General features: G+C 72.1%; 15 protein-coding genes and 1 tRNA gene. 12 read left to right on the top strand and 4 right to left on the bottom strand.

The genetic code is table 11. The features are described 5' to 3' along the window. Positions 1–29: 29 nt before the first annotated feature. The 10 genes from ACZ4FH_RS21615 to ACZ4FH_RS21570 all read left to right on the top strand — a co-directional run bounded on the left by ACZ4FH_RS21615 (position 30) and on the right by ACZ4FH_RS21570 (position 9,224). Positions 30–587: a 4Fe-4S binding protein gene (locus ACZ4FH_RS21615; protein ID WP_467306934.1), complete on the top strand. Its 558-nt coding sequence runs from the start codon at positions 30–32 to the stop codon at positions 585–587. Further along, positions 584–1,207, top strand: a complete 624-nt coding sequence (locus tag ACZ4FH_RS21610) for an NADH-quinone oxidoreductase subunit J family protein (RefSeq protein WP_467306617.1) — start codon at positions 584–586, stop codon at positions 1,205–1,207. Before ACZ4FH_RS21615 ends, ACZ4FH_RS21610 begins: the two co-directional genes overlap by 4 nt. After that, positions 1,207–1,629, top strand: a complete 423-nt coding sequence (gene nuoK, locus ACZ4FH_RS21605; RefSeq protein WP_467306615.1) for an NADH-quinone oxidoreductase subunit NuoK — start codon at positions 1,207–1,209, stop codon at positions 1,627–1,629. The genes ACZ4FH_RS21610 and nuoK overlap by 1 nt, the downstream gene beginning before the upstream one ends. Further along, the gene (locus ACZ4FH_RS21600) at positions 1,626–3,626 is read left to right on the top strand and encodes an NADH-quinone oxidoreductase subunit 5 family protein (protein ID WP_467306614.1); all 2,001 of its coding nucleotides are present in this window, start codon (positions 1,626–1,628) and stop codon (positions 3,624–3,626) included. The genes nuoK and ACZ4FH_RS21600 overlap by 4 nt, the downstream gene beginning before the upstream one ends. A 27-nt stretch (positions 3,627–3,653) precedes the next feature. Next, on the top strand, positions 3,654–5,204 hold the full coding sequence (locus ACZ4FH_RS21595; protein ID WP_467306933.1) for a complex I subunit 4 family protein: 1,551 nt from the start codon (positions 3,654–3,656) through the stop codon (positions 5,202–5,204). Then, positions 5,201–6,814 carry an NADH-quinone oxidoreductase subunit N gene (locus ACZ4FH_RS21590; RefSeq protein ID WP_467306612.1) on the top strand — a complete coding sequence of 538 codons (1,614 nt, stop codon included), beginning with the start codon at positions 5,201–5,203 and terminating at the stop codon, positions 6,812–6,814. The genes ACZ4FH_RS21595 and ACZ4FH_RS21590 overlap by 4 nt, the downstream gene beginning before the upstream one ends. Positions 6,815–6,909: 95 nt before the next feature. Then, positions 6,910–7,371, top strand: a complete 462-nt coding sequence (gene mscL, locus ACZ4FH_RS21585; protein WP_383643189.1) for a large conductance mechanosensitive channel protein MscL — start codon at positions 6,910–6,912, stop codon at positions 7,369–7,371. A gap of 203 nt (positions 7,372–7,574) precedes the next feature. Further along, on the top strand, positions 7,575–8,438 hold the full coding sequence (htpX, locus tag ACZ4FH_RS21580; RefSeq protein ID WP_467306609.1) for a zinc metalloprotease HtpX: 864 nt from the start codon (positions 7,575–7,577) through the stop codon (positions 8,436–8,438). After that, positions 8,435–8,827 carry a YccF domain-containing protein gene (locus ACZ4FH_RS21575; protein WP_383643195.1) on the top strand — a complete coding sequence of 131 codons (393 nt, stop codon included), beginning with the start codon at positions 8,435–8,437 and terminating at the stop codon, positions 8,825–8,827. Before htpX ends, ACZ4FH_RS21575 begins: the two co-directional genes overlap by 4 nt. Positions 8,828–8,948: 121 nt before the next feature. Continuing rightward, positions 8,949–9,224 (top strand): GlsB/YeaQ/YmgE family stress response membrane protein, encoded by a 276-nt coding sequence (locus ACZ4FH_RS21570; RefSeq protein ID WP_383643198.1) that lies wholly within the window; start codon positions 8,949–8,951, stop codon positions 9,222–9,224. Between the two features lie 20 nt (positions 9,225–9,244). On the opposite strand, the gene ACZ4FH_RS21565 is transcribed toward ACZ4FH_RS21570, so the two are convergent. From ACZ4FH_RS21565 to ACZ4FH_RS21555, 3 genes are all read right to left on the bottom strand, one after another. Beyond that, the gene (locus ACZ4FH_RS21565) at positions 9,245–9,907 is read right to left on the bottom strand and encodes an alpha-ketoglutarate-dependent dioxygenase AlkB family protein (protein WP_467306608.1); all 663 of its coding nucleotides are present in this window, start codon (positions 9,905–9,907) and stop codon (positions 9,245–9,247) included. Next, on the bottom strand, positions 9,907–10,425 hold the full coding sequence (locus tag ACZ4FH_RS21560) for a methylated-DNA--[protein]-cysteine S-methyltransferase (protein WP_467306607.1): 519 nt from the start codon (positions 10,423–10,425) through the stop codon (positions 9,907–9,909). The genes ACZ4FH_RS21565 and ACZ4FH_RS21560 overlap by 1 nt, the downstream gene beginning before the upstream one ends. A gap of 194 nt (positions 10,426–10,619) precedes the next feature. After that, positions 10,620–11,108 (bottom strand): YajQ family cyclic di-GMP-binding protein, encoded by a 489-nt coding sequence (locus ACZ4FH_RS21555; RefSeq protein ID WP_383643207.1) that lies wholly within the window; start codon positions 11,106–11,108, stop codon positions 10,620–10,622. Between the two features lie 285 nt (positions 11,109–11,393). Between ACZ4FH_RS21555 and ACZ4FH_RS21550 the strand changes: the two genes are divergently transcribed. Further along, positions 11,394–11,475, top strand: a tRNA-Tyr gene (locus ACZ4FH_RS21550). A 75-nt stretch (positions 11,476–11,550) separates the two neighbouring features. After that, a complete protein-coding gene (locus tag ACZ4FH_RS21545) occupies positions 11,551–12,000 on the top strand; it encodes a 2-thiouracil desulfurase family protein (protein WP_467306604.1) in 450 nt (149 codons plus the stop codon). A 38-nt stretch (positions 12,001–12,038) separates the two neighbouring features. On the opposite strand, the gene ACZ4FH_RS21540 is transcribed toward ACZ4FH_RS21545, so the two are convergent. Beyond that, entirely contained in the window at positions 12,039–12,695 is a 657-nt protein-coding gene (locus ACZ4FH_RS21540; protein ID WP_467306603.1) for an SDR family oxidoreductase, read from the bottom strand. Positions 12,696–12,726 lie beyond the last annotated feature (31 nt).

Below are 12,726 nucleotides of genomic sequence, written 5' to 3'. Positions count from 1 at the left end.
CCAAGGGCCTCGCCGTCACCCTGCGGACGATGACGAGGAAGACCGTCACCGCCCAGTACCCCGACGTGCAGCCCGAACTCCCGCCCCGCTCCCGCGGCGTCATCGCGCTGTTCGAGGAGAACTGCACCGTCTGCATGCTCTGCGCCCGCGAGTGCCCCGACTGGTGCATCTACATCGACTCCCACAAGGAGACCGTGCCCGCCGCGGTCCCCGGCGGACGCGAACGCAGCCGCAACGTCCTCGACCGCTTCGCCATCGACTTCTCGCTCTGCATGTACTGCGGCATCTGCATTGAGGTCTGCCCGTTCGACGCGCTGTTCTGGTCGCCGGAGTTCGAGTACGCCGAGACCGACATCCTCGAACTCACCCACGAGCGCGACAAACTGCGCGACTGGATGTGGACGGTCCCCGAGCCCCCGGCCCTCGACGCCGGTGCCGAGGAACCGAAGGAGATCGCCGCCGCCCGCAAGACGGCCGACAAACTCCGCGCCCAGCGCGAACAGGAAGCCGCCGAGGCCGCTGCCCGTACCGCCGAGGCCGCTGCCGACACCTCTGTTCCCGAACCCGGTCAGGAGGGACAGGAGTGATCACCGCGGCCGGCCACCCCGGCTTCCTCTCCCCGAGCGGGGTCGAGATCGTCTTCGTCCTCGTCGGCATCGCCACCCTCGGCGCCGCCCTCGTGACCGTCACGACCCGGCAGCTCGTCCACGCCGCGCTCTGGCTGATCGTGGCGCTCGGCGGCCTCGCCGTCGAGTACCTGCTGCTCACCGCCGAGTTCATCGCCTGGGTGCAGGTGCTGATCTACGTGGGTTCCGTCGTCGTCCTCCTCCTCTTCGGACTGATGCTCACCCGCGCCCCCATCGGCCGCTCCCCGGACGCCGACTCGGAGAACCGCTGGGCCGCCCTCGCGGTCGCCGTTGCCTCGGCCGGCACCCTCGTCTGGGTCGTCGTGGACGCCTTCCGCACCACCTGGATCGACCTGGACGGGCCCGCCCAGGGCTCCACCGAGGTCACCGGCTCCTTCCTCTTCCGCCACTGGGTCCTGCCCTTCGAGGCCCTCTCCGTCCTCCTGCTCGCCGCCCTCGTCGGAGCGGTCGTCCTCTCCCGCAAGAGCCGCGACGCCGGGAAGGACCAGGCCCGGAAGGACCAGGCCCGGAAGGACCACGCCCCGAAGGCCGGCGTCCGGAGCCGAGAGGAGAACAGCTGATGCACCTCGCCTATCCCGCCGTCCTGGCCGCCCTCCTCTTCTGCACCGGGCTCTACGGCGTCCTCGCCCGGCGCAACGCGATCCTGGTCCTGATGTCCGTCGAGCTGATGCTCAACGCCGTCAACCTCAACCTCGTCGCCTTCGACGTCTGGCTCCGCGACACGCTCCACGCCGGGCAGGCCCTCACCCTGTTCACCATCGCCGTCGCGGCGGCGGAGATCGGCATCGGCCTGGCCGTCGTCCTCGCCGTGTACCGCAACCGGGGCAGCTCCGACGTCGACCGCCTCCGCGACACCGCCGAGACCGACGCCGCCGAAGCGCTCCCCGACGACGCGGACGACACCGCCGGCACCGACGCCGCCCCCACGGACGACGCGGCCACCGCCGCGGGCACGGCACAGAAGGCGGAGGCCACCGCGTGACCACCACGACCCTCGCCGTCCTCGTCCCGCTCCTCCCGTTCCTGGGGGCCGCGGCCGGTCTCCTGCTCGGCCGCACCGCCCCCGGCTACGTCCGGCCCCTCGCCGTCCTGCCCTCGCTCGCCTCCCTCGTCCTCGCCGCCGTCGTCGCGGCACGCCAGGGCGGCGGCCGCGCCATCGACGCCGCGACCCAGCTCACCCCCACCGGCTCCGTGCCCATCGACCTCGCGCTGCACCTCGACGGCTTCGCCGTCCTCGTCGCCGTCCTGGTCGCCCTGGTCGCGAGCTGCGTGCAGATCTACTCCACCGCGTATCTGCGCGACGACCCGCGCTACCCCTCGTACGCGGCCCTCGTCTCCCTCTTCACCTCCGCGATGCTGCTCGTCGTCTACTCCGGCGACCTGATGGTGCTCCTGGTCGGCTGGGAGATCATGGGCATCTGCTCGTACTTCCTCGTCGGCCACTACTGGGAGACGCCCGAGGCACGCGCCGCCTCCCTCAAGGCCTTCCTGGTCACCAAACTCGGCGACGTCCCCTTCCTCATCGGTCTGTTCGCCCTCGCCGCCGACACCGGAACCTTCCGGATCACCGGCATCCTGGGCTCCGTCGCCCACGGCGGCCTGGACCACCCCACCGTCATCGCGCTGCTCCTGCTCGCCGGCGTCGCCGGCAAGTCCGCGCAGTTCCCCCTGCACACCTGGCTGCCCGACGCCATGGCCGGCCCCACCCCCGTCTCCGCGCTGATCCACGCGGCGACGATGGTCGCCGCCGGCATCTACTTCGTGGCCCGGCTCCTCCCCGTCTTCGCGGAATCCGGCGCCGCCCTCGTCGTCCTCGCGGTCATGGCCGCCGTCACGATGATCGGCTCCGGACTCGCCGCCCTCGCCCAGGACGACATCAAGCGCGTCCTCGCGTACTCCACGATCGGCCAGCTCGGCTACATGTCCGGCGCCCTGGCCGTCGGCGACCGCGGCGCCGCCGTCTTCCACCTCATCTCGCACGGTGCGTTCAAGGCCGTCCTCTTCCTGGCCGCCGGCGTCGTCATCCACGCCGCCGGCACCAACTCCCTGGCCGCCATGTCCCGCATGGGCGGCCTGACCAAGCGCGTCCCCGACGCCTACTGGACGATGACCGTCGCCCTCCTCGCGCTCGCCGCCATCCCGCCGTTCGCCGGCTTCTTCTCCAAGGAAGCCGTCCTCGTCGCCGCCGAGCACACCGCCCTCGGCGACCGCCACGTCGCCCCGGCCGCCGCCGGCTGGACCGTCCTCGTCGCCGGCCTGCTGGCCGCCGTCCTCACCGCCGCGTACGCCACCCGCCTCTGGCTCCTCGCCTTCCGCGGCCGGGGCACCGAGGCCCCCGACCACGGCGCCCAGCCCGTCCCCATGACCGCGGTCCTCTGGGTACTGGCCGTCCCCACCATGGCCTTCGGACTGACCGTCGGCGTGATCACCGACTGGTTCGACGGCCACAGCCTCACCCCGACCCTGACCACCGCCGTGCTCTCCACCGGCGTCGGCCTCGTCGGCGGCCTCGTCACCTACGGCGCCTGGCGCCACACCACGGCACTCGCCGCCCGCACCCCCATCGGAGCCGTCGCCGCCCACCCCGACGCCGAACCCGCCCTCGTCGAGGTCGAGGCCATGGAGGGCCGGACCGCCGCCTACGGAGGCACCGCGGCCGCCCCCGACCCGGCCGACCCCGGCCGGCTGCTCCTGGGCCCCGTCCACCGCCACGCCGCCACCGGCTTCCACCTGGACGCCCTCTACACGGCCCTGTTCGTCCGCCCCGTCCAGGCCGCCGCGCGCCTCGTCCGCTTCCTGGACCGCGAGGTCGTCGAGACCTACGTGCGCGGCTCCGCCACCGGCGCACGCTGGCTCGGCACCGCCGTCCGCCGCGCCCAGACCGGCAACGTGCAGACCTACCTCAGCGCGCTGCTCGCCGGCTCGCTGGTCCTGGCGGTCGCCGCCGTCGTCCTCGCCAACGTCAACGCCGGGTCGTGAGCCGTGATCGATATCAGTGCGTCCGTGATGCAGTTCCTTCTGGCGTTGGTCGTCGTCGGCCCGCTCATCGGTGCCGTCGCCGCCCTGCTCCCCGCACCCCCCGGACTGAAGGGCCGCACCCCCGACCAGGCCGTGCTCCGCCACGGTGTGACCGTGACCGGCGCGATCCTGCTCGCCACCCTCGTGCTCGCCGCGGGCTTCGACCACGACCACCCGTCGACGATGCAGGCCACCACCGACATCAGCTGGATCCCGGCGCTCGACGTCCGCATCCACCTCGGCATCGACGGCATCTCGCTCCCCCTTCTGGTACTGACCGCGCTGCTGACCTTCCTCTGCGCGCTGTACAGCTACTTCAAGCTGCCCGACGGCCCCTCCCCGAAGGCCTTCGTCGCCCTGATCCTCGTCCTGGAGTCCGGCACCCTCGCCACCTTCGCCGTCCTCGACCTGATCCTCTTCTTCCTGGCCTTCGAGATGGTGCTCATCCCGATGTACTTCCTCATCGCCCGCTGGGGCGGTGCCAGGAGGCAGGCGGCCGCCTGGACGTTCATCCTCTACACCCTGCTCGGCTCCGTCGTCATGCTGCTGGGCCTGCTCCTCGTCGGGCTGAAGAGCGGCACCTTCGACATGGTGGCACTCGCCACTGACAACGGCCGGGGCCTCACCTCGTCCGTGCAGGTCACCGCCGTTCTCGCGATCGGGATCGGGCTCGCGGTGAAGACCCCGATGTGGCCGCTGCACAGCTGGCTGCCGGACGCCCACACCGCCGCCCCGACCGTCGGCTCCGTCCTCCTCGCCGGCGTCCTGCTGAAGATGGGCACGTACGGATTCGTCCGCATCCTGCTCCCGGTCGCCCCCGACGGCATGCGGACCTTCGCGCCCTATCTCGCCGCCTTCGCGGTCGCCGGGATCATCTACGGATCGCTCGCCTGCCTGGCCCTCGCCCGGCCCGGCGCCAAGGGCGACCTCAAACGGCTGATCGCGTACTCCTCCGTCGGCCACATGGGCTTCGTCCTCCTCGGCATCGCGAGCATGACCCCCACCGGCGTCAACGGCGCGCTCTTCGCCAACATCGCCCACGGACTCATCACCGGCCTGCTGTTCTTCCTGGTCGGAGCGGTCAAGGACCGGTACGGCACCGCCGACCTCGACACCCTCGCCGGGGCCACCGGCGCCGCCCTCTACGGCCGCGCCCCCCGCCTCGGCGCCCTCCTCGCCTTCGCCGCGGTCGCCTCCCTCGGCCTGCCCGGCCTCGCCGGGTTCTGGGGCGAGATGCTCGCCCTGTTCGGCGCCTTCGACCCGGCCGCCGGACTCAGCCGCCCGGCGTTCCTCACCTTCATGTCCGTCGCCGCGTTCGGCACCCTGCTCACCGCCGCGTACCTCCTCGTCGTGGTCCGCCGCGTCTGCATGGGCGCACGCGACGAGGACCCGCGCCCCCTCGCCGACGTGCAGCGCTACGAGTTCGCCGCCTGGACCCCCCTCGCGGCGCTCACCGTCCTCGCCGGCCTCTGGCCCGCCGTCCTCCTCGGCCTCACCGACCCGGCCGTGCAGAAGCTCCTCGCAGGAGGCAAGTCGTGATTGTGGCAGCCGCAAGCGCCCCCGGCGCGGCACCCGCCGTCCAGTCCGCGGCCGGCAGCACCGGCAGCCTCGTCCAGTCCGTCGACTGGCTCGCGATCGCGCCCCCGGTGACCGTCGCGGCCGTCGCCCTGGCCGTCCTCGTCGCCGACCTCTTCCTGCCCGACGACCGCAAGCGGTACCTCGGGTACGGGGCCGTGGCCGGACTCGTCGCCGCCCTCGCCCTGCTCGTACCCCTGCGCGACGGCGACCGCTCCACCTTCTGCCTCACCGCCACGGCCCCGGGCGCGGGCCAGGCGTGCAGCTACACCGCCGACCACTTCGCCCTGGTCATCCAGGCCCTCGTGCTCGGCGGCGCCCTGCTCACCGCGCTGCTCTCGCTCGGGGACACCCGCAGGCTCCCGGCCGGGGAGTTCTGGTTCCTGCTGCTCTCCTCCGCCGCCGGCGCGGCCCTGCTGCCCGCCGCCCGCGACCTCGCCACGCTCGTCGTGGCCCTCGAAGTCGCCTCGCTGCCCGCCTTCGCCCTCGTCGGCATCAAGCGCGGCGACCGCCGCTCCTCCGAGGCCGCGCTGAAGTTCTTCCTGTCCTCCGTCGTCGCGACCGCCGTCACGCTCCTCGGCGTCAGCTTCGTGTACGCGGCCACCGGCACCCTCCACCTCACGGAGATCGCCGCCCGCCTCGACGACGTCCCGGGACAGCTCGGCACCCTCGCCGAGACCGGAGTCGTCCTCACCCTGGTCGGCTTCGCCTTCAAGACCGCCGCCGCGCCGTTCCACTTCTGGGTGCCCGACACCTACATCGGCGCCCCCCTGCCGATCGCCGCCTATCTCTCGGTCGTCGGCAAGGCGGTCGGCTTCTCCGGTCTGATCCTCGTCACCGTGATCGCCTTCCCGGCGTACGCCGACGTGTGGGGCCCCGCCCTCGCGGTCCTCGCCGCCCTCACGATGACCGTCGGCAACGCCGCGGCGCTCCGCCAGCGCACCGACCGCGCCCGCAGCGCCGTACGGCTGCTCGCCTGGTCCTCCGTCGCCCAGGCCGGCTACCTCCTGGTGCCGATCGCCGCCGCCGGATACGCGGGGGAGCGCCAGATCGGCTCCACCGTCGCGTACGCCCTCATGTACGCCGTCGTGAACCTCGGCGCGTTCGCGGTGGCCGCCCTCGTCGCTCGCAGCCACCCCGGCAACCGGCTCGACGACTACCGGGGCCTGTACGCCACCCGGCCGCTCGCCGCCCTCGCCCTGGCCTTCTTCCTGCTCTGCCTGGCCGGGCTGCCGCCGGGCATCATCGGCCTCTTCGCCAAGGTCACGGTCTTCTCCGCGGCCGTGGACGCCGGACTGGGCTGGCTCGCCGTGGTCATGGCCGTCAACGTGGTGATCGCCTTGTACTACTACCTGCGCTGGACCGCGGCCCTCTTCCGCGCCCCGGCGGAGGCGACGGCCGCCGAACCCGCGACGGACACCGCCCCCGCGCCCGCCGACGGGCCGCGACCTGCGCGGGGACCGCGCACCCCGGCCTCGCTCACCGCCGCGATCGCCCTCACCGCCGTCGCCGGAATCGTTCTCTCCGGTGCCCCGCAGACCGTTCTCAGGTTCGCGTCCGTTCATCTGTTCTAACCCGCTCAGCACCGGGTTTGCCCCGAACGGCCTACACAAGGCAGGGTCATGCCCGCGCACGGCGCGCACCACACGGACACAGAGGAGCCAGAGCAGTGCTGAACGGGTTCAAAGACTTCATCCTGCGCGGAAACGTCGTCTCCATGGCGATCGGTCTCGCCGTCGGAGCCGCGTTCACCGCGGTCGTCACCGGGTTCAGCAACGCGTTCATCGTCCCCGTGATCGGCATCATCACCCGCGGCACCGGCGACTTCAGCAAGGCCCACTTCAGGCTGGACGGAGTGGACTTCCCCTACGGCCTCTTCGTCAGCGCCGCGATCGCCTTCCTCATCACCGCCGCCGTGCTCTACTTCTGCGTCGTCGTGCCCATGGCCAAGGTCCAGGACCGCTTCACCAAGAAGGAGCAGGAGAAGGTCGACATCAAGGCCGCCCTGCGCGACTGCCCCCGCTGCTACACCGCCATCCCCGCCATCGCCTCCCGCTGCGCCCACTGCACCAGCGAGGTCGAGCCCGACCCCGAGGCCCTGGAGCTCGCCAAGCTCCCCGCTCCGCGCTGACCGGCGGTACGCCCCACCCGTACGGCCTACGGCCCGCCCCCGGACGCGCACCCGCCCGGTCGCGGGCCCCGTGGCCGCGGCGGGCCGCGAGCACAAGGGAACTAGCTCCTCCCGCCTGGCGTTGACCAGTTCGGGAGGCTCCACTGGGGAGTGGAGCACCACCGAGCAAGGGTTCCCCTGCCGCACCACTTGGAGGGCGTACCGTGCACCGCCGGCACAACGGGCTGAGAACCGCCGTACTCCTCGGGGGCCTGTCCACACTCATCATCGTCATCGGAAGCTTCTTCGGGCGTACGGGTCTGATCGTCGCGCTCCTCGTAGCCGTCGGCACCAACGCCTACGCCTACTGGAACAGCGACAAGCTGGCCCTGCGGGCCATGCGCGCCCGCCCGGTGAGCGAGTTCGAGGCCCCCCAGCTGTACCGCATCGTCCGCGAGCTCTCCACGGCCGCGCGCCAGCCCATGCCCCGGCTGTACATCTCCCCGACCCAGGCCCCCAACGCCTTCGCGACCGGCCGCAACCCGCGCAACGCCGCGGTCTGCTGCACCGAGGGCATCCTCCAGATCCTGGACGAACGGGAACTGCGCGGCGTCCTGGGACACGAGCTGAGCCATGTCTACAACCGCGACATCCTGATCTCCTCCGTCGCCGGAGCGCTCGCCTCCGTCGTCATGTTCCTCGTCAACTTCGCCTGGCTGATCCCGGTCGGCCGCTCCAACGACGACGAGGGCCCCGGCATCCTCGGCATGCTGCTGATCATGATCCTGGGCCCGCTGGCCGCCACCGTGATCCAGCTGGCCGTCAGCCGCTCCCGCGAGTACGAGGCGGACGCCTCGGGCGCCCAGCTGACCGGCGACCCACTGGCCCTCGCCGGTGCCCTGAGAAAGCTGGAGGCGGGCACCAAACAGCTTCCGCTGCCCCCCGAGCCCCGGATCGAGACCGCGAGCCACATGATGATCGCCAACCCGTTCCGGCCGGGCCAGGGCATGTCCAAACTGTTCTCGACCCACCCGCCGATGGCGGAGCGCATCGCCCGACTCGAAAAGATGGCAGGTCACCGCCCGTGAAGACAATCCTGAACGTCATCTGGCTGGTCCTGTGCGGCTTCTGGATGTTCCTCGGCTACCTGCTCGCGGGCGTCCTGCTGTGCATCACGATCATCGGCATCCCCTTCGGCCTGGCAGCCTTCCGGATCGGCCTCTACGCCCTGTGGCCCTTCGGCCACCGCGTCGTCGACCGCCGGGACGCGGGCGCCCCCTCCTGCGTGGGCAACGTGCTCTGGCTGATCCTGGCCGGCTGGTGGCTGGCGCTCGGCCACATCACCACCGGCATCGCCCTCTGCCTCACGATCATCGGCATCCCCCTGGGCATCGCGAACTTCAAGCTGATTCCCGTCTCGCTGATGCCCTTCGGCAAGGAGATCGTCAGCACCGACGCCCCCTTCGCGGGCTGGTAGTTCCGGGCCCCGTCCCCGTACGCACCACGCCCCGCAGGAGATTCACCGCAGCTCCGGGCAACTGCCCCGCCCGCACGGACGTCTTGGATTCCACCACCGGGTGACGGGTAGGTTCGCACGCATGAGCATTGTTGGCTGGATCATTCTCGGACTTGTCGCGGGCGTCATCGCCAAGGTCCTGCTGCCGGGCCGCGACCCCGGCGGCCTGGTGGGCACCACCCTCATCGGGATCGTCGGCGCGTTCCTGGGCGGCTGGATATCGACCCGGTTCCTCGACCGCACCATCTCGAACGACGACTTCTTCGACCCGGCGACCTGGGTGTCGGCCATAGGCGGCTCGCTGATCCTGCTGATCGCCTACCGGCTGCTGTTCGGCAACTCCCGCGAACGCCGCTGACCCCGGGCCGGGACACCCCCTCAGGGGGCGCCCAGCCCCGTCTCGCGCAGCGTCAGATTGAGCCGGCCGCCCCGCATCCCGGTGCCCGGGTCCGCCGTTCCCGGCAGGATCCGCGGCACCCCGTGGAACGCGTACCGCGACGGCCCGCCGAAGACGAACAGATCGCCCGAGGCCAGTTCCACGTCCGTGTAGGGCCGCCCCCGGTGCTCCGTGTTGCCGAACCGGAAGACACAGCTGTCACCGATGCTCAGCGACACCACCGGGGCCCCGGCCCGCTCCTCCTTGTCCTGGTGCATGCCCATGCGCGCCGCGTCGTCGTAGAAGTTCACCAGGGCCGCGTCCGGCGCGTACGCCCCGGCACCGCCCTCCGGCCCGTACGCCTCCGCCACCGCGGCCCGCCCCAGCTCCACGAGCCATGCGGGCAGTGGCGCGACCTGCGCCCCGTTCACATCGTCCGCCGTACGCGAATAGCGGTACGGCTGCCAGTGCCACCCCAGGCACACCGTCCGCACCGACATCACCCCGCCGCCCGGCAGCACCGTGTGCCGCAGCGGAACGGGCCCGCGCGCCCACTCCCGGCACGCCGCCACCAACTCCCGCTGCCGCTCCGGGGACAGCCACTCGGGCACATGCACCGCGCCCGGCGCGACCACCGTCCGCGGCCGGGGGAACAGGCCGCCCATCAGCGCCCCACGAGGGCGCCTTCCAGGCCCAGCAGCCGCTCCTTGCGCTCCAGACCGCCCGCGTACCCGCGCAGCGCCCCGTCCGCGCCGATCACCCGGTGGCACGGCCGCACGACGAGCAGCGGATTGCGCCCGATCGCCGTACCCACGGCCCGCACCCCCGCACCCGACGAACCGACCCGCTCGGCGATCTGCCCGTACGAGACCGTCTCCCCGTACGGCACCGCCTCCAGCGCCGCCCAGACCCGGCGCTGGAACTCCGTCCCGCGCCCCGCCGCGTACAGCAGGTCGAACCGCGTCCGCCGGCCCTCGAAGTACTCCCGCAACTGCGCCGCCACCCCGGCGAACGCCCCCGGATCACGGACCCAGCCGTCCTCGACGACCGCCCCGCCCTTCTGGCCCGGCACGGAGAGCGAGACGAGCGCGACCCCCGCGGCGGAACCGGCCGCCCCGGCCGCCTCCTCGCCGACCAGCAGCAGCTCGCCCAACGGGCTGTCGACCGTCGTGTACAGCGTCATGACGCGTCCCTCTCCTCCGTCCGGAACCGGCCGCTCCGCCGGCCTCCACCGACCAGTCTGCGGCGCCCGGACCGCCGTGACCGGCGGTATTCGGACATGCAGTCCCGTACCGGGAAACCGGTCGGGACCGGGCGCGGGAGCGCGTCGCACGCTCCCGCCCGCCCGGACCGCGACGGTCCCGCGCGACGGCCGGACTACCGGTAGTTCACGAACTGGATGGCGAAGTCGAAGTCCTTGCCCTTCAGCAGCGCCTGAACGGCCTGCAGATCGTCCCGGCTCTTCGAGCTGACCCGCAGCTCGTCGCCCTGGACCTGCGCCTTGACGCCCTTGGGGCCCTCGTCACGAATGACCTTCGCGACCTTCTTGGCGTTCTCCTGGGAGATGCCCTCCTCGATCGAGGCGAAGATCTTGTACTCCTTGCCGGACAGCTGCGGCTCGCCCGCGTCCAGCGACTTCAGCGAGATGCCTCGCTTGATCAGCTTGGACTGGAAGATGTCGAGGATCGCCTTGACCCTCTCCTCACCGTTCGCCTCCATCAGGATCTTCTCGCCGGACCAGGAGATCGAGGCACCGGTTCCCTTGAAGTCGTAGCGCTGGGAGATCTCCTTCGCGGCCTGGTTGAGGGCGTTGTCGACCTCCTGCCGCTCGACCTTCGAGACGATGTCGAAACTGGAGTCGGCCATGACGTGTGGCTCCTTGGATCGGGGTGCTGGAAAGAAAGTGCTTACAGGGGCGGCCGCGGAGCCCGCGGGCACCACGCCGTCCGGCCAAGCCTAGGACAGCCCCCGAGCCCCTCGCGTCCCCGCGCACCGGCCCCGCACCCCCCGGACACCCCGGCCCGGGACCCCCGCGCACCCCCGCCACCACCGCTGATCAATCCGGTGGCGAAGCACCCCCGGTCATCAGGTATCGTTTACGTCGTTGCCGGAGAGCACCGCGAAAAACGGGACTCGAAGACAACATCCCTTGGCGGTGTGCCCGAGTGGCCAAAGGGAGCAGACTGTAAATCTGCCGGCTCAGCCTACCCAGGTTCGAACCCTGGCGCCGCCACACTGCAAGGCCCCCGTCCTTCGGACGGGGGCCTTCTCTGTTTCCGTACGACAAGGACACAGCGAGGAACACGCCATGGAACCCGTACTGGTCAGCGCCTGTCTGCGTGGTGTGCCCTGCCGTTTCGACGGGCGGGGCAAGGCCTCGGCGGGGGTGGCGGAGGCGCTGGAGGGGCGGCGGGCGGTGGCGTTCTGTCCGGAGGCCGCCGCCGGGCTGGCGACGCCCCGGCGGCCCGCCGAGATCGTCGGGGGCGACGGGCACGACGTGCTGGACGGGCGGGCCCGGGTCGTGGACGACACCGGGCGGGACGTGACCGGTGCGTTCCTGGACGGGGCCCGCAGGGCGCTGGAGGCGGCGCGGGCGGGCGGGTGCGCGGAGGCGGTGCTGATGGCGCGCAGCCCCTCGTGCGGGCGCGGCGCGGTCTACGACGGGACGTTCGGCGGGGTGCTCCGGGAGGGCGACGGGGTCACCGCGGCGCTGCTGGAGCGCCACGGGATCACCGTCCGGCCGGCCACGGGAGACTGACCGGACGGACGCCCTCCCAGGAGTCCGCCGACGCGGAGTCAGTTTCCGGCGACGTCCTTCACCGCGACGGTCAACGGAACGTTGCCCGAGATGAGTTCGAGCGTCAGACCGGCCGTCGCCGGGGTGTCCAGCAGTTCGACGAGGGCGGCCGCCACGTCGTCGCGCGGGACCGGGCCGCGTCCGGTGGAGGCCGCCAGCAGGACCTGGCCGGTACCCGCGTCGTTCGTCAGCATGCCGGGACGCAGGATCGTCCAGTCGAGCGCGGGCCGGGAGCGTACGTACGCGTCCGCCGCACCCTTGGCCCGCAGATAGACGTCGAACACCTCGTCGCCGGGGTGGTCCGGGTCCGCGCCCATGGACGAGACGACGACGTACCGTCGCACCCCGGCCCGCTCGGCCGCGTCCGCGAACAGCACCGCGGCGCCCTTGTCCACGGTGTCCTTGCGGCCCGCACCGCTGTCGGGGCCCGCACCGGCCGCGAACACCGCCGCGTCCGCGCCGCGCAGCACCTCGGCCGCCTCCTCCACGGTGGCCGATTCGAGGTCCAGCACCACGGCCTCGGCGCCCGCCTCCTGTAGGTCCTCACGCTGTGCCGGATTCCGGATGACGCCCACGGCTTTGTCCCCGCGCGCGGAGAGCAGCCGCTCCAGCCGCAGCGCGATCTGACCATGTCCACCTGCGATGACAATGCGCATACCGCCGACGGTACGCCGGACGGCGCCCGGA

Source organism: Streptomyces sp. NPDC024555, assembly GCF_055559335.1.
The sequence above is the reverse complement of the archived record's forward strand: the minus strand, read 5'-3'. Positions and strand labels throughout refer to the sequence as shown.

Bases quoted from the DNA above. Each gene is read 5' to 3' on its own strand.
- ACZ4FH_RS21595 (WP_467306933.1), top strand. From the start codon at position 3,654: ATGCAGTTCCTTCTGGCGTTGGTCGTCGTCGGCCCGCTCATCGGTGCC.
- ACZ4FH_RS21615 (WP_467306934.1), top strand. From the start codon at position 30: ATGACGAGGAAGACCGTCACCGCCCAGTACCCCGACGTGCAGCCCGAA.
- ACZ4FH_RS21540 (WP_467306603.1), bottom strand. From the start codon at position 12,695: ATGCGCATTGTCATCGCAGGTGGACATGGTCAGATCGCGCTGCGGCTG.
- ACZ4FH_RS21560 (WP_467306607.1), bottom strand. From the start codon at position 10,425: ATGACGCTGTACACGACGGTCGACAGCCCGTTGGGCGAGCTGCTGCTG.
- nuoK (WP_467306615.1), top strand. From the start codon at position 1,207: ATGCACCTCGCCTATCCCGCCGTCCTGGCCGCCCTCCTCTTCTGCACC.
- ACZ4FH_RS21565 (WP_467306608.1), bottom strand. From the start codon at position 9,907: ATGGGCGGCCTGTTCCCCCGGCCGCGGACGGTGGTCGCGCCGGGCGCG.
- ACZ4FH_RS21555 (WP_383643207.1), bottom strand. From the start codon at position 11,108: ATGGCCGACTCCAGTTTCGACATCGTCTCGAAGGTCGAGCGGCAGGAG.
- ACZ4FH_RS21545 (WP_467306604.1), top strand. From the start codon at position 11,551: ATGGAACCCGTACTGGTCAGCGCCTGTCTGCGTGGTGTGCCCTGCCGT.
- ACZ4FH_RS21570 (WP_383643198.1), top strand. From the start codon at position 8,949: ATGAGCATTGTTGGCTGGATCATTCTCGGACTTGTCGCGGGCGTCATC.